The following is a 14,104-nucleotide window of genomic DNA, read 5'->3' on the forward strand; positions in this document are numbered from 1 at the left end:
CCGGAGCGGCGACATGCGGATGCAAGACCTGGTGATCGGCCTCGCGGCATTCGCCGTGCTCGGCGGCTGCGGCAGGACGGCCGGCCCGAAGGAGATGGAGAAGCTCGTGAATGCGGCCTGGAGCGACTGCGCCGCCGTCGAGCCCCGGAACGTGACGATCGAGTCCCAGGACCGGAAGACCGTCCGCTACACGTACGTCCTCAGGATGCGCACGCCCGGCAAGCTCACCGGCAAGGGAGTGCCGTGCCCCGAGGGCAAGGTGAAGATGATCGAGATGTTCTTCAACAAGGACATGGTGGAGCTGGAGACGGGCGACGAAGCGACCGTGACTCAGGAAGCCTCGAAGTCCTAGGCCGGCGCCGGGCGCGGGCCCAGCTCGCACACCATGAGGCGGTAAGTACGGCGCAGCTCGCGTTCCACGAAGCCGCACTTCGCGTAGAGGCGGCTCGCGGAATTCTCGGGATGCACGGTGAGCGAGACCTGCGCGTAGCCGTGCGCCTTGGCCGCTTTCAACGCACCCCTCATGAGTTCCTTCCCGTGGCCCTGGTGCTGGAACGCGGGGAAGAGCGCGATGCCCAGTTGCGGCGTCGCGTTGTCCACGTAGCCCAGGCCGACGCCATCCTTCAGCAGGCGCATCCAGCAGCCACCTGCGATCCTGCCGTCGATCTCGCCGATCACGCCGACGTCGCCTTCCCGCAGGCCCCAGTCCTCGGCGTAGATGCGCACGCCGGGATGGTCGAGGACCTCGCGCGGTCTCAAGCCCGCGGGCGGGGGATCCCAGAGTGCGACGTGCAGCAGGTCCCAGAGCACAGCTTGATCCGAGGGCGCGATGGGTCGAAGGATCATGTGGAAGAGATGCGTGTGATGGCGATCGCACCGGTGATCGGGCGGCCGAGGAGGTAGTCGATCGCCTTGGTGACGTTGCGTTCGAGCGTTTCGGCGCGCTTCGCGCTGCCGAGGTAGCGCAGGATTTCCTTGCGGCGGTAGGGCGACAACGCCTCGAAGGCCTTTCGCGCCTTCGCGCTCTTTTTCAGAGCGGCCTCGAAAGCCGGCGGCACGGGCGTCGTGCGTTCCGTCTTGTCGGCCTGGAGCGTGACGGCGACATCGTCACCGACGTCGCAGGCACCGGCCTTGCGCATCGGGCCATTGAGATAGAGGCGCCACAGGCCGCGAAAGCGAACCACGTTCGCGGTGAAAGGCTTGCCCTGCAGCGTCCCCGTCACGGGCAGGGGCGCGGCGTTGCGACCCGCATCGACCAGGAGCGCCTTCACGACGGCGGCCGGCACGCGCACATACGGATTGATGTCGACCTTGCGGATGGTCGCCTCGAACGCATGGAGCTTCGAGCGCGACATTGCGGCTCAGGGCTTCGGCAGGCGCCCTGCCGCGCGGCGCACTTCGTAGGCCTTGAGGTGCGTGTAGGCGATGGCGAGCACCGTGTCGTCGATCTTGTGCTTGCGGGCCTTGTCGAGCATGAAACCGACGATGTGGTCGGCTTCCACGGGCTTGCCCGCCTCCAGGTCACGCAGCATCGACGCGGCGCCGAGGCCCGCGGGATCGGTGAGGCGCGCGCGATAACCGGCTTCGGCCTTCTCGCGCGGCGGCTTGCCTTCCTTCTTCGCGATGGCGACGTTCGCGTTGAAGCAGCGCTCGACGATCGCCTTGCCGTCCGGGGTCGCCATGATCTCGGCCACATTGCCGCGAAAGAGGCAGGTCGTCGCGGCGAGGCAGGAGAGGAACGAGAGCTTCTCCCACAGGTCCTGCAGGATGTCCTTCGAATGCGTGTGGTCGATCGTGGACTTCGCGAGGACGGCCGCGAAGGCCTTCGTGCGCTCCGACTCCTTGCCGTCGCGCTCGCCGAACACGATGCGGTTCAGCGGCTCCATGTGGCGCACGGCGCCGTTGCCCATGAGCTGCACGTTGATCATGCAGGTGCCGCCGATCACGTTGGCCGCGCCGAAGCGCGCATCGAGCTTCTCGAAGTGCGACAAGCCGTTCAGCAGCGGAAGCACCGCGGTGGTTCCGACCATGGCGGGCGCGATCGCGTCCATGGCCGAATCGAGGTCGTAGGCCTTGCAGGTGAAGAGCACGAGGTCGTAGCCGGGCTTGAGCGTGTCGGCTTGCACGGTGTTCACGCGCAGCTTCGCGTTGCCATTCGGGCTCTCGAGGATGAGGCCACTCGTGCGGAGCTGGTCGGCGCGCTTCTCGCGGACGAGGAAGGTTACGTCCGCGCCGGATTCGACGAGACGGCCACCAAAATAACCGCCGATGCCGCCGGCTCCGAGGATCAGGATCTTCATGGGATTTTCGTCATTCCCGCGAAGGCGGGAATCCAGTGGGTCCCCGCCTTCGCGGGGACGACAAGAGTGAGTTACAGGGAACGCTCGGCGAGGCCGCGTTGTTTGACCAGGAAGTCGATCTCTTTCAACACGGACAGGAGCTCGCGCATCTTCGGCAGCGGCCAAGCATTGGGGCCATCGGAAAGCGCCTTCGAGGGATCCGGGTGCGTTTCCATGAAGACGCCGGCGACACCGGTCGCGATGGCGGCACGCGCCAGCACCGGGACGAACTCACGCTGGCCCCCGGACGTCGTGCCCTGGCCGCCGGGTAGCTGCACCGAATGCGTGGCATCGAAGACGACGGGGCAACCGGTTTCGCGCATGATCGCGAGCGAGCGCATGTCGGAGACCAGGTTGTTGTAGCCGAACGAAGCGCCGCGCTCGCAGACCATGATGGTGTCCGAGCCGCTCGCCTCGCGCGCCTTGTCGACGACGTTCTTCATGTCGCCGGGCGCCAGGAACTGGCCCTTCTTGATGTTCACGGGCTTGCCGGAACGCGCGACGGCATGGATGAAATCAGTCTGGCGGCAGAGGAACGCGGGCGTCTGCAGCACGTCGACGATCTTCGCGACCATCGGCACTTCGGCTTCGGTGTGCACGTCCGTGAGGATCGGAACGCCGAGGTCCTTCTTCACCTTGGCGAGGATCTCGAGGCCCTTCTCCATCCCCGGGCCGCGGAACGACTTGCCCGAGCTGCGGTTGGCCTTGTCGTAGCTGCTCTTGAAGATGAACGGGATGCCCAGCTCCTTCGTCATCTCCTGGAGCTTGCCCGCGGTATCCATCTGGAGCTGCTCGCTCTCGACCACGCACGGGCCCGCGATGAGAAAGAACGGCTTCTCGAGTCCGACTTCGAATCCACACAGTTTCATGATTCACACCGGAAGTATTCGTCGCCCCCGCGTAGGCGGGGGCCCAGGCTGGATCCCCGCCTGCGCGGGGATGACGTGATTAGGGAACGACGACTAGGCTTCGCTGCCGCCGATGACTTTCAGCGCAGGCTCGGGAACGCGCAGGCGATGTTGCTCCAGCGCCGCCTTGATGTACGACGTGAACAGCGGATGCCCATCGCGCGGCGTCGACGTGAACTCCGGGTGGTACTGGCACCCGAAGAACCACGGGTGATCCGCGAGCTCCGCCATCTCCGGAAGATCTTCCGCTTTCGTCTTCGCCGTGATCTTCAACCCGGCCGCCTCGAGACGGGCCGCGTAGTGGTTGTTGACCTCGTAGCGATGGCGATGGCGCTCGGAGACGACGTCCTTGCCGTAGATCTTGTGCGCGAGCGAGCCCTTCTTCACGGTGGCGGCCTGGGAGCCCAGGCGCATGGTGCCGCCCATGTTGGAGCTGGCGTCGCGCTTCTCCACCTTGCCGTCCTTGTCCTGCCACTCGGTGATGAGCGCGATGACGGGGTGCGGCGTGTCCGGATCGAACTCCGTGCTGTTGGCGCCCTCGAGGCCCGCCTTGTTGCGCGCGATCTCGATGGCGGCGATCTGCATGCCGAGGCAGATGCCGAGGTACGGAACCTTGTTCTCGCGCGCGTACTTCACCGCGGCGATCTTGCCTTCGATGCCGCGCTTGCCGAAGCCGCCGGGAACGAGGATCGCGTCCATGTCCTTCAGCGTCTCGGTGCCCTTGGCCTCGATCTGCTCGGAATCGACGTAGTGGATCTTCACCTTGGTGCGCGTGTGGATGCCGGCGTGGATCAGCGCTTCGGAGAGCGACTTGTACGAATCCTGGAGGTCCACGTACTTGCCGACCATCGCGACATCCACCTGGTGCTCCGGGTTCTCCAGCGCGTCGACCACGCGGTCCCACGCGGAGAGATCCGCCGGGTAGGCAGCGAGGTCCAGCTTGCGGCAGACGATCTCGTCCAGGCCCTGGCGATGCAGCGCGGACGGGATCTTGTAGATCGAGTCCATGTCGTACGCGCTGATGACCGAGCGCACGTCCACGTTGGTGAAGAGCGCGATCTTCCTGCGCTCCTCCTCGGGCAGCACCTCTTCCGAGCGGCACATCACGATGTCGGGCTGGATGCCGATGCCGCGCAGCTCCTTCACGGAGTGCTGGGTCGGCTTGGTCTTGATCTCGCCCACGCTGGCCAGCTTCGGCACCAACGTCAGGTGGATATAGCAGGTGTTGTTGCGGCCTTCCTCGATGCCGATCTGGCGGATGGCCTCGAGGAACGGGAGCGACTCGATGTCGCCCACGGTGCCGCCGATCTCGACGATGCCGACCTCGACGTCCTTGCAGGCGTTCTTGATCGAGGCCTTGATCTCGTCGGTGATGTGCGGGATGACCTGCACGGTGCCCCCGAGGTAGTCCCCGCGGCGCTCCTTGTTGATGACGCGCTCGTAGATCTGGCCGGTGGTGAAGTTGTTGGCCTTCTTCATCTTCGAGGAGATGAAGCGCTCGTAGTGGCCGAGGTCGAGGTCCGTTTCGGCACCGTCCTCGGTCACGAACACCTCGCCGTGCTGGAACGGCGACATCGTCCCGGGATCGACGTTGATGTAGGGATCGAGCTTGACGAGGGAGACTTTGATCTTGCGCGATTCGAGGATCGCGGCGAGGGAGGCGGCTGCGATTCCCTTTCCGAGGGAAGAGACCACGCCGCCAGTCACGAAGACATACTTGGTCATGACGATTCCCGTGCTGGTAAAAGTGAATTTTACAGGATATTCACGCGAGCGGAACGCGGGCGTTCATTCAAACCACATTGCAGCGGCAGCACGCGACATCGCCGCGCCGTCGTGGGCCACGCCCGGCACCGTGACGCGCTTCCAGCGGAACTCCAGGCCCAGCCGGGCGGCCTCGCGCTGGGCGAAATCGTGGAAGTAGCCGGAACGGGCATACCTCGTAGGGCCTTGCGCCAACGCCTTGGGATCGCGCGGCAGGTTGGCATCGTTCACGTCGACGTCCCGGTCGCCCGCCAGGATCACCATCGGGTAGGCGAACCAGCGCGCGAGGTCGGGCGATCCCAAGCCCAGGCCGCCCAAACCCTCAGGGAAGGGGCGATCGAGCGTCGGCAGCGTGTACCAGCCGGAGTTGGCCGGGGCCACCGCTTCGAAGGCGTCGTGCGGCTCGACCGCCATCAGCCGGTGGACGAACTGCCCGCCCGCCGAATGGCCGAAGAGCCTCACCTTCGGGCGGCGCGTCACGCCCGCGGCCCGCAATGCCCCGATCACGCGCACGGGAATTCCGTAGAGCCACTGCTCGCGCGCCCGGATCGCCCCGCCCTCGCCCACCACGAGCCCGTTGTTGTAGCTTTCCGGCCCCGGAAAGGCCTCCGCGGGGAAGGTCGGCGCCACGATCAGCAGGCGGTGTCGCTCCGCGGCGTCGATCCAGAAGTCGCGGTAGTCGTCGCCGTTGCGGTTGATGCCGTGCTGCACCAGCACGACCGGATCGTCCGGCCCGTGGGACGCGGGCCGATAGGTGTGGATGACGAGCGGCCGGGTGGGCTGGGCGTCGTCGAGGAAGGGGAGCGCGTCGCGGCCGCGAGCGGGATCGAGCGTAGCGGTAGTCATCGGTCGGAGAAGCCTTTGTTCCGTGCAACAATTAAGTCATGAAAGTCGGTGACCGTCATTTTCGCAGCCTCTGGGCCGATGCGCCGCGCGCCCGCGTGCACATCATCGACCAGACGCGGCTGCCCTACGCGTTCGAGACCCGGGCGCTCTCGACCCTGGAAGAGACCGCCGAGGCGATCCGCGCCATGCGCGTGCGCGGCGCCCCGCTGATCGGCGTGGCCGCGGCCTTCGGCGTGGCGCTCGCCCTCGAGCGCGACAACTCCGACGCGGGTCTGAAGCGCGCCGTGGCCACGCTGAAGGCCACGCGCCCCACCGCCGTGAACCTCGCCTGGGCCCTGGGCCGCGTGGAGCAGAAGCTCCTGGCGTTGAAGCCCCTCAAGCGAACCGAAGCCGCGTGGACGGAAGCGCAGGCCATCGCCGACGAGGACGTCGCGCTGAACGAGGCGATCGGCAGGCACGGCGCCAAGCTGATCGAGAAGCTGTACCTCAAACTGAAGCGCCCGGTGAACGTGCTCACGCACTGCAACGCCGGGTGGATCGCGACCGTCGACTGGGGCACGGTCACTGCACCTCTCTATATGGCCCACGACCAGAAAGTCCCCGTGCACGTCTGGGTCGACGAGACGCGGCCGCGCAACCAGGGCCTGCTCACCGCCTGGGAGCTCGCGAGCCACGGGGTGCCGCACACGCTCATCACCGACAACGCCGGCGGCCACCTCATGCAGCGCGGCCAGGTCGACCTCGTGCTGGTCGGTGCGGACCGCGTCACGCGCCACGGCGACGTCTGCAACAAGATCGGCACGTATCTCAAGGCGCTCGCCGCGCAGGCCAACGGCATCCCGTTCTACGCCTGCGTGCCCACGCCCACGATCGACTGGTCGATCACCGACGCGTTGGCGCAGATCCCCATCGAGGAGCGCGCGCCCGAGGAAGTGCGCATCGTCCGCGGCCTGGACGTGCACGGCGTTCCTTCGGAGGTCGCCATCGCCTCGCCCGCGACGCCGGTGGCCAATCCCGCCTTCGACGTGACGCCGGCCGAGTTCGTGACCGGCCTCATCACCGAGAAGGGCGTCTTCAAGGCCAGCGAGCGGGATCTCATCGTCCTCTGGCCCAAGAGCCACCGCGACCAGGCGTACCTGACGTGAGGGCCGTGCGTTGGATCGCCGCGGCCTTGCTGGCCGCGCCCCTTGCAGTGCTCGCCTTCGGATTCGAGGACGTCGACCGCCGCGCCGCCGAGCTCGCGAAGAAATCCTACGAGCCGTACAAGAACGACCTCCCGTCGGCGCTCCGCAACCTCACGTACGACCAGTACCGCGACATCCGCTTCAACAACGAGAAGGCCCTCTGGCGCGCGGAGAAGCTGCCGTTCGAGGTGGCGTTCTTCCATCGCGGCGGGCAGTTCATGGAGCCGGTGCGGCTGTACGAGATCTCCAACGGTGGAGCGCCGCGCGAGATCGTCTACACGGGCGAGCGTTTCGACTACGGCAAGAATGCGATCGACCGCTCGAAGATCGGCAACATCGGCTTCGCGGGCTTTCGCGTGCACTTCAACGTGAACACGCCCAAGTACAAGGACGAGGTGCTGGTGTTCCTCGGCGCCAGCTACTTCCGCGCGCTGGGCAAGGGGCAGCTCTACGGGCTTTCCGCTCGCGGCCTCGCGGTCGACACGGCGCTCGCCTCGGGCGAGGAGTTCCCGCGCTTCACCGAGTTCTGGCTCGAGCGGCCGGAGCCGGGAGCGAAGGAGCTGGTGTTCTACGGGCTGCTGGACTCGAAGAGCGTCGCCGGAGCCTATCGCTTCACGCTCAAGCCGGGCGTGGACACGGCGATGAACGTGAAGGCCCGGCTGCACCCGCGTCGCAATGTCGCCAAGCTCGGGATCGCCCCGCTCACCAGCATGTACCTCTTCGGCGAGAACCAGCGGCTCGCCACGGAGGACTTCCGGCCCGAGGTGCACGACTCCGACGGGCTTTCGATCCAGCTCGGCACCGGCGAGTGGGTGTGGCGGCCGCTCGTGAATCCTCAGCGCCTGCTGGTCACGTCCTTCAGCGCGACCAATCCGCTGGGCTTCGGCGTGCAGCAGCGCGACCGCAACTTCGCCAACTACGAGGATCTGGAGTCGCGCTACGAGCTGCGGCCCAGCGCCTGGATCAAGCCGCTGAAGCCCTTCGGGCCGGGCCGCGTGGAGCTGGTGCAGATCCCCGCGCCGTACGAGACCAACGACAACATCGTCGCCTACTGGATTCCCCGCGAGCCGACGATCGCCGGCAGGAGCGCCGAGTTCGAGTACCAGATCCTCTGGCAAAAGGACGCGCCGACGCGCCCGCCATCCTCGTGGGTGGCGCAGACGCGGCGCGGCCCCGGTTTCGTGCGTCGCTCCGAGGCGACGCTCGACTTCCACATCGACTTCGAGGGCCCGGCCCTGAAGAAACCCACGGACAAGACGAAGGTCGAAGCGGTGTTCACCGCCGACGCCAACGGCGAGATCGTGGAGCAGACGACGCAGCGCAATCCCGTGATCGAAGGCATTCGCGTTTCGCTGCGGGTGAAGCGGCTCGATGCGAGCAAGCCCGTCGAGCTTCGCGGCTTCCTGCGCGACGGTGAATCGCACTCCGAAACCTGGAGCTACATCGTTCCCCCGGAATGAGCGACGTCTCCGATGTCGTCGAGGCCTACCTCGAACGACTGCCGCTCGATGACCCCCGCCGCGCGCAGTTGCGCGCCGCGGCTGACAGCGCACTCGACGCCCAGGGTGGGATGGCCGCGTTGCACGCGGCGCTCGCGGGCCGGGACAAGCCTTCGGAGCATCCGGCGTTCGACTCGGTCGCCGCACGCCTGGCCCTCGCGCTGAACGGCGAGGCAAACCTGCGCCCCGCGCTCGCGGCCACCGACGTGCAGGGCCATCCCCGGCTGGTGACCACCCCGCCTTTCAACCGCTCCTCGATGGCGCCCCGCCGGTGGCTGCGCAATCCCTTCTCGCGCACCCCGCAACCGGGCGAAGGCCCTTTCCGCCCGCGCGTCGGGCGTGCGACGTGGGGCATGACCGCCGCCATGCGCCGCGCGCTGCTCCTGGTCCTCGTGATCGGCCAGACGGTGATCGCCACGATGGCGATGACCGAGATCCTTCCGTACAAGGGCACGCGGCCGCTGGAGATCGCGATCCTCGTCGTGTTCGCGATCCTCTTCGCGTGGATATCCTCGGGCTTCTGGACCGCGCTCGCGGGCTTCTTCCTCCTCTTGCGCGGCACGGACGGCCACGCGATCGACCAGCGCGGCGAGTTGCCCGAGCTCGGCGACGACGCCCGCACGGCCATCGTCATGCCGATCTGCAACGAGGATGTCGGCCGCGTCTTCGGCGGGTTGCAGGCGACGTGCGAATCCCTGGTGCGCACCGGCCGCGCGAAGCACTTCGACGTCTTCGTGCTCTCCGACACCGGCGATCCCGACACGCGCGTCGCCGAGCTCGACGCCTGGCTCGACCTGCGGCGCACGCTGGGCGAGGACGTGCGCGTGTACTACCGCTGGCGCCAGCACCACATCAAGCGCAAGAGCGGCAACGTCGCCGACTTCTGCCGCCGCTGGGGCCGCGACTACCGCTACATGGTCGTCATGGACGCCGACAGCGTGATGACCGGCGGCTGCCTCGTGCGCCTGGCACAACTGATGGAGGCGAACCCCGGCGCGGGCATCATCCAGACAGCGCCGCGCGCCTTCGGGCGCGAGACGCTCTTCGCGCGCATCCAGCAGTTCGCCACCGCGGCCTACGCGCCGCTCTTCACCGCGGGCCTGCACTTCTGGCAGCTCGGCGAATCGCACTACTGGGGGCACAACGCGATCCTGCGCGTGGAGCCGTTCATGCAGCACTGTGCGCTGGGGCGCCTGCCTGGAAGCGGCGCGCTCTCCGGGGAGATCCTCTCGCACGATTTCGTCGAGGCCGCGCTGATGCGCCGCGCTGGCTGGGGCGTGTGGATCGCCTACGACCTGCTCGGCAGCTACGAGGAAGTGCCGCCCAACCTGATCGACGAGCTGAACCGCGACCGGCGCTGGTGCCTCGGCAACCTGATGAACTTCCGCCTCTTCCGGCTGGAAGGACTGCACCCCGCGCACCGCGCCGTGTTCCTGATCGGCGTGATGTCGTACATCTCGGCTCCCCTGTGGTTCCTGGCCCTCGTGCTCGGCACCGGCCTGCTCGCCCAGCACACGCTCACCGTGCCGCCCTACTTCACGCAGGAATGGCAGCTCTTCCCGCGGTGGCCCGAATGGCATCCGGAATGGGCGATGGCGCTCTTCGGCAGCACGGCGCTGGTGCTCTTCCTGCCCAAGGTGCTCGCGACGGTGCTCATCTGGCTGCGCGGCGCCCGCGCCTTCGGCCGCGGGTTGCGGCTCGCGATCAGCGTCGTGATCGAGACCGTGTTCTCGGCGCTCTTCGCGCCGATCCGCATGCTCTTCCACACGCAGTTCGTGGTCGCCGGCCTCATGGGCATCACCGTGCGCTGGAAGTCGCCGCCGCGCGCGGATTCGCAGACGCCGTGGACCCAGGCCATCGTCCGCCACGGCGTCCACACGCTGATCGGCATCGCGTGGACCGCGCTCGTCTGGTGGCTCGATCCGCGCGTGTTGCCCTGGGTGCTTCCGGTGGCCGGTGCACTGGTGCTCTCCATCCCGTTGTCGGTGCTCTCCAGCCGCGTGGATCTCGGGCGCGTCACGCGCGAGGCCGGGCTCTTCGTGACGCCGGAAGAGATCCTGCCGCCGGAGGAGATCCGCAGGACGAAGGAGCTGGACCAGGGCTCGAAGATTCCGCCCAGCCTCGAGGATGCCGTGAGCGATCCGGCGCTGAACGCCCTGGCGACGGCGCTGGGCACTCCGCGCGCTCAGAACCCGGCGCGCGTGGAGCTCATCGAGAAGGTACGGCGGGGAGGCCTGGTCGCGCTGGATCGTGACGAGCGCACGCGCCTCCTGAACGATCCGATCGCGCTATCGGAGCTCCATCTGGAGGCCTGGCTCGCGCCTTAGCTCCCGTTCGACGGGCGCGAGGTGCGGTTACGGCGCAGTGAGCGCGGCGTGGATGTCGCCGATGATCCGCTCGAAGCCCTTCTCGCTATAACCCTTGTGCATCGCGACGATCGTTCCCTTGCGGTCGATCACGAAGAGGTGCGGGATCGCCGTCACGCCATAGAGGGATTGCGTCGCCTTGTTGGCGTCGTGCGCGATGGTGATCTCCGTCTTCGGGATCTGGCGCATGGCGAGCTTGTACTCGTCGCGCGTCTCGATGTTGAGCGAGACGACTTCGAGCTTGTCCTTGCCGACGACGCGCTGCAGACCTTCCAGCATCGGCATCTCGGCGCGGCAGGGCGCGCACCACGACGCCCAGAACGTCACGACGAGGACCTTGCCCGCGTACTGGGTGGTGACGAGCGAGTCGCCGTAGCGGCTGAGGCCGAGACGTTCCGGTGCCTTGTCGCCGATCTGCGGTGCGGCCGCGAACGCAACGTTCGCCGAAAGGGCCAGGAGGAGAACCACGAATCGAAGCATGGCCGGCCTCACGCGGCGAGCTGCGTGACGGGACGCGCTTCCGTCTCCGCGGCGACGGAGTATTCCGCGAAGTCGATCCGCTCGTAGGGCTTGCGGGCGAGCCACATCTTGCCCAGCTTCGCGTCGATGACGGTCATGCACACCGTGGCGGAGATCGCGTCGAACACGGCGGGCTTCGGCGAGCGCAGGACGCTGTCGGGAAAGCCGTAGCGGTCGGAGAGTGCCTCGACCATGTCCTTGTATTCGATGCGGCCGCGCTTGGGTGCCAGGCTGTCGCGCACGCGGCTCCAGCGGTAGAGGGTGTCGGGCGCCTTGGCGAAATACGTGTCGACGATGCGGGCGCGCGCCGAGGGCGTGAGGAAGTTGTTCGAGTGCGGAAGCAGCCCGTCCTCGGCCTGGAGCCAGAACACCTCGTCGGGCACGCACTCGAGATCCATCGCCTCGCCGTCGGCGTGCGACAGCATGATGTTGTTGGAGCACGCGCGCTTCGTCTCGGCGAAGACCTTGATCGCCTGCGCGAGGTTGGGCTTCTCGAGCGCCTTGCGACGCAGGATGCCGAGCGGCAGACCGGAATGCTCGAAGTCCAGGTTGCACGCCATGAAATTCGCGGTGAGTGCGAGGCCCTTCGAGTTGAAGCCGTGGCGCGCGAGGCCGCCGGCCTCGACGAGCGTGAGGATGTCGGGGTTCTTCGTCCCGCGCACGCGCAGCACGATGGACGAGTCCGCCGCTTCCTCGCGCCAATCCCAGTTGTGCGCGTGGATGAGGCGCCCGCTCGCCGTGACCGACGGCATGGCGACGACCCCCGTGCAGCCGTCCTTCATGGCGACATGCGCTTCCTTCACCTGCGGGACGCCGAACATCATCTCGGTGCGGCAGTTCACCGTGACCACGGATTCCAGCGACACGCCCGCGCCATCCGCGATGCCCTGCATTTCCTCGACGTAGTCCGGGTCGAAGCCGCCGATGACGGGGACGAACTGGCGCGCGAGGATATCCTGCGTCGCGGCGTCGACCTTGCGGCGCGCCAGCTCGCGGCGGTAGAGATCGACGCTGCGGGCCACGCGCTCCGGGACGGCGCGGCCGTGCTGAAGCCCGCGCTCGCGCGGGGTTCCGGTGACGTCGACCAGCGGGAAATACTCGGGTGCGGACATGGCGTTCCTTCGGGTGGAATCGAGGGGGGCTCGCGCTACAATCTTCCCATACCCGCCGACGTCTTTCCCAGAGGTCACCCCCATGAGCGCCCTCCCCCGCACGCCCCAGCCGGTTTCGACGACCGTTCCCAAGCCGCAGCTCTACATCGACGGGAAGTGGGTCGAGGGCGAGAGCACGATCGAGATCGCGATCGTCGACCCCGCGACGGGAGCAACACTCGCCAAGGGACGCGGAGCCTCGGACGCGCAGGTCGATGCCGCCGCGGCTGCAGCGGCACGTGCGTTCGCCGCGTGGGCCGCGATGCCGGCGTACGACCGCGGGCAAATCCTGCGAAGCGCGGCCGCGAAGCTGCGCGCGAACGCCGACGAGCTCGCGCGCGTGATGACGCTGGAGCAGGGCAAGCCGTTCGCCGAAGCGAAGGCGGAGATCCTCGGCTCCTGCGAGATCATCGAGTGGAACGCGGACGAAGGCCGCCGCCTCTACGGGCGCCTCGTGCCGTCGCGCCAGTCCAACGTGCAAGTACAAGTGGTCCATGAGCCGGTGGGGCCGGTCGCCGCTTTCACGCCGTGGAATTTCCCGATGACCACACCCGTGCGCAAGATCACCGGCTCGCTCGCGGCCGGCTGCACGTGCGTCATCAAGCCCGCCGAGGAGACGCCGCTCACCTGTCTCGCGATCGTGCGTGCGCTCGAGGAATCGGGACTGCCCGCCGGCGTGCTGAACGTCGTCTACGGCGATGCGGCCGCGATCTCCACGCGACTCATCGACAATCCGGCCATCCGCAAGATCTCGTTCACCGGCTCCACGCGCGTGGGCCGCATGCTGGCGGAACATGCCGGACGGATGCTCAAGAAAGCGACGCTGGAGCTCGGTGGCCACGCGCCGGTCGTCGTGTTCGAGGACGCAGATCTCGAGCGCGCCGTGCCGCAGATCATGGCGCTCAAGTACAAGAACGCCGGGCAGATCTGCATCTCGCCCACGCGCTTCATCGTGCACGAGAAGATCTTCGCGCCGTTCGTCGAGCGCTTCGCGAACACGGCCACGTCGCTCAAGGTCGGACCCGGCCTGGATGAGAAGACGACGATGGGCCCTCTTGCTAACGGACGGCGGGCCACCGCGATCACCTCGCTCATCGACGACGCCGTGAAAGCCGGCGCGACCATCGCCGCGCAGGGCAGCGCGCCCGAGGGCGGCCACTTCCGCGGCCCCACCGTGCTCACGAAGATCCCGCTCACCGCGCGCGTCATGACGGAAGAGCCGTTCGGCCCGCTGGCGCTCGTGAACTCCTTCAAGACCTTCGACGAGGCGATGGCCGAGGCAAATCGCCTGCCGTACGGTCTCGCGTCGTATGTATTCACGCGCGATCTTGCCAACGCGCAGCGCTCGGCCGCAGCCATCGAATCGGGCATGGTCGCGTTCAACTCGGCACGCGTCGCGTGGCCCGAGGCGCCGTTCGGCGGCGTGAAGGACAGCGGCTCCGGCTCGGAAGGCGGCAGCGAGGGACTCGAGGGCTACACGGTCACCAAGACCGTCAGCCTCTCGTGGTGAGCACCTGCCTCCGCTGAT

The 14,104-nt window shown here is 67.5% G+C and carries 13 protein-coding genes; 5 read left to right on the plus strand and 8 right to left on the minus strand.

Annotation, left to right across the window (positions count from 1 at the left end):
* Positions 1 to 13 precede the first annotated feature (13 nt).
* Positions 14 to 352: a hypothetical protein gene (locus DSM104443_RS16885; RefSeq protein ID WP_171094320.1), complete on the plus strand. Its 339-nt coding sequence runs from the start codon at positions 14 to 16 to the stop codon at positions 350 to 352.
* On the opposite strand, the gene DSM104443_RS16890 is transcribed toward DSM104443_RS16885, so the two are convergent.
* The 6 genes from DSM104443_RS16890 to DSM104443_RS16915 form a co-directional block, all read right to left on the minus strand.
* On the minus strand, positions 349 to 846 hold the full coding sequence (locus DSM104443_RS16890) for a GNAT family N-acetyltransferase (protein WP_171094322.1): 498 nt from the start codon (positions 844 to 846) through the stop codon (positions 349 to 351). The genes DSM104443_RS16885 and DSM104443_RS16890 overlap by 4 nt on opposite strands.
* Positions 843 to 1,355, minus strand: a complete 513-nt coding sequence (locus DSM104443_RS16895) for a YdeI/OmpD-associated family protein (protein WP_171094324.1) — start codon at positions 1,353 to 1,355, stop codon at positions 843 to 845. Before DSM104443_RS16895 ends, DSM104443_RS16890 begins: the two co-directional genes overlap by 4 nt.
* Positions 1,356 to 1,361: 6 nt before the next feature.
* Positions 1,362 to 2,300, minus strand: coding sequence for a 2-dehydropantoate 2-reductase (gene panE / locus DSM104443_RS16900; protein ID WP_171094326.1), 939 nt, complete (start codon positions 2,298 to 2,300; stop codon positions 1,362 to 1,364).
* A 71-nt stretch (positions 2,301 to 2,371) separates the two neighbouring features.
* Positions 2,372 to 3,208 carry a 3-deoxy-8-phosphooctulonate synthase gene (gene kdsA, locus DSM104443_RS16905; RefSeq protein ID WP_171094328.1) on the minus strand — a complete coding sequence of 279 codons (837 nt, stop codon included), beginning with the start codon at positions 3,206 to 3,208 and terminating at the stop codon, positions 2,372 to 2,374.
* Between the two features lie 93 nt (positions 3,209 to 3,301).
* Positions 3,302 to 4,972 (minus strand): CTP synthase, encoded by a 1,671-nt coding sequence (gene pyrG, locus DSM104443_RS16910; protein WP_171094330.1) that lies wholly within the window; start codon positions 4,970 to 4,972, stop codon positions 3,302 to 3,304.
* A gap of 63 nt (positions 4,973 to 5,035) precedes the next feature.
* The gene (locus DSM104443_RS16915; protein ID WP_171094332.1) at positions 5,036 to 5,857 is read right to left on the minus strand and encodes an alpha/beta hydrolase family protein; all 822 of its coding nucleotides are present in this window, start codon (positions 5,855 to 5,857) and stop codon (positions 5,036 to 5,038) included.
* Positions 5,858 to 5,895: 38 nt separating this feature from the next.
* On the opposite strand from DSM104443_RS16915, the gene mtnA reads away from it, so the two are divergent.
* The 3 genes from mtnA to mdoH are packed head-to-tail and all read left to right on the plus strand — an operon-like array spanning position 5,896 to position 10,867.
* Positions 5,896 to 7,002, plus strand: a complete 1,107-nt coding sequence (gene mtnA, locus DSM104443_RS16920) for an S-methyl-5-thioribose-1-phosphate isomerase (RefSeq protein WP_171094334.1) — start codon at positions 5,896 to 5,898, stop codon at positions 7,000 to 7,002.
* Positions 6,999 to 8,501 carry a glucan biosynthesis protein G gene (locus DSM104443_RS16925; protein WP_171094336.1) on the plus strand — a complete coding sequence of 501 codons (1,503 nt, stop codon included), beginning with the start codon at positions 6,999 to 7,001 and terminating at the stop codon, positions 8,499 to 8,501. The genes mtnA and DSM104443_RS16925 overlap by 4 nt, the downstream gene beginning before the upstream one ends.
* Complete coding sequence (mdoH, locus tag DSM104443_RS16930; RefSeq protein ID WP_171094338.1) at positions 8,498 to 10,867, plus strand: glucans biosynthesis glucosyltransferase MdoH; 2,370 nt, start codon at positions 8,498 to 8,500, stop codon at positions 10,865 to 10,867. Before DSM104443_RS16925 ends, mdoH begins: the two co-directional genes overlap by 4 nt.
* Before the next feature lie 27 nt (positions 10,868 to 10,894).
* Here mdoH and DSM104443_RS16935 read toward each other — a convergent pair whose 3' ends face one another.
* A complete protein-coding gene (locus DSM104443_RS16935) occupies positions 10,895 to 11,386 on the minus strand; it encodes a TlpA disulfide reductase family protein (protein WP_171094340.1) in 492 nt (163 codons plus the stop codon).
* Positions 11,387 to 11,394: 8 nt separating this feature from the next.
* On the minus strand, positions 11,395 to 12,537 hold the full coding sequence (locus DSM104443_RS16940; protein WP_171094342.1) for a C45 family autoproteolytic acyltransferase/hydrolase: 1,143 nt from the start codon (positions 12,535 to 12,537) through the stop codon (positions 11,395 to 11,397).
* An 82-nt stretch (positions 12,538 to 12,619) separates the two neighbouring features.
* Here DSM104443_RS16940 and DSM104443_RS16945 point away from each other — a divergent pair, with 82 nt between their 5' ends.
* Positions 12,620 to 14,086, plus strand: coding sequence for an NAD-dependent succinate-semialdehyde dehydrogenase (locus DSM104443_RS16945; RefSeq protein WP_171094345.1), 1,467 nt, complete (start codon positions 12,620 to 12,622; stop codon positions 14,084 to 14,086).
* Positions 14,087 to 14,104: the final 18 nt, after the last annotated feature.

Origin of the sequence: Usitatibacter rugosus (genome assembly GCF_013003965.1) — a bacterium.
GTDB lineage: Bacteria > Pseudomonadota > Gammaproteobacteria > Burkholderiales > Usitatibacteraceae > Usitatibacter > Usitatibacter rugosus.

What these genes read in the sequence shown, in the direction of transcription:
- DSM104443_RS16885 (WP_171094320.1), top strand. Translation starts at nt 14, where the DNA reads ATGCGGATGCAAGACCTGGTGATCGGCCTCGCGGCATTCGCCGTGCTC.
- DSM104443_RS16890 (WP_171094322.1), bottom strand. Translation starts at nt 846, where the DNA reads ATGATCCTTCGACCCATCGCGCCCTCGGATCAAGCTGTGCTCTGGGAC.
- DSM104443_RS16895 (WP_171094324.1), bottom strand. Translation starts at nt 1,355, where the DNA reads ATGTCGCGCTCGAAGCTCCATGCGTTCGAGGCGACCATCCGCAAGGTC.
- panE (WP_171094326.1), bottom strand. Translation starts at nt 2,300, where the DNA reads ATGAAGATCCTGATCCTCGGAGCCGGCGGCATCGGCGGTTATTTTGGT.
- kdsA (WP_171094328.1), bottom strand. Translation starts at nt 3,208, where the DNA reads ATGAAACTGTGTGGATTCGAAGTCGGACTCGAGAAGCCGTTCTTTCTC.
- pyrG (WP_171094330.1), bottom strand. Translation starts at nt 4,972, where the DNA reads ATGACCAAGTATGTCTTCGTGACTGGCGGCGTGGTCTCTTCCCTCGGA.
- DSM104443_RS16915 (WP_171094332.1), bottom strand. Translation starts at nt 5,857, where the DNA reads ATGACTACCGCTACGCTCGATCCCGCTCGCGGCCGCGACGCGCTCCCC.
- mtnA (WP_171094334.1), top strand. Translation starts at nt 5,896, where the DNA reads ATGAAAGTCGGTGACCGTCATTTTCGCAGCCTCTGGGCCGATGCGCCG.
- mdoH (WP_171094338.1), top strand. Translation starts at nt 8,498, where the DNA reads ATGAGCGACGTCTCCGATGTCGTCGAGGCCTACCTCGAACGACTGCCG.
- DSM104443_RS16935 (WP_171094340.1), bottom strand. Translation starts at nt 11,386, where the DNA reads ATGCTTCGATTCGTGGTTCTCCTCCTGGCCCTTTCGGCGAACGTTGCG.
- DSM104443_RS16940 (WP_171094342.1), bottom strand. Translation starts at nt 12,537, where the DNA reads ATGTCCGCACCCGAGTATTTCCCGCTGGTCGACGTCACCGGAACCCCG.
- DSM104443_RS16945 (WP_171094345.1), top strand. Translation starts at nt 12,620, where the DNA reads ATGAGCGCCCTCCCCCGCACGCCCCAGCCGGTTTCGACGACCGTTCCC.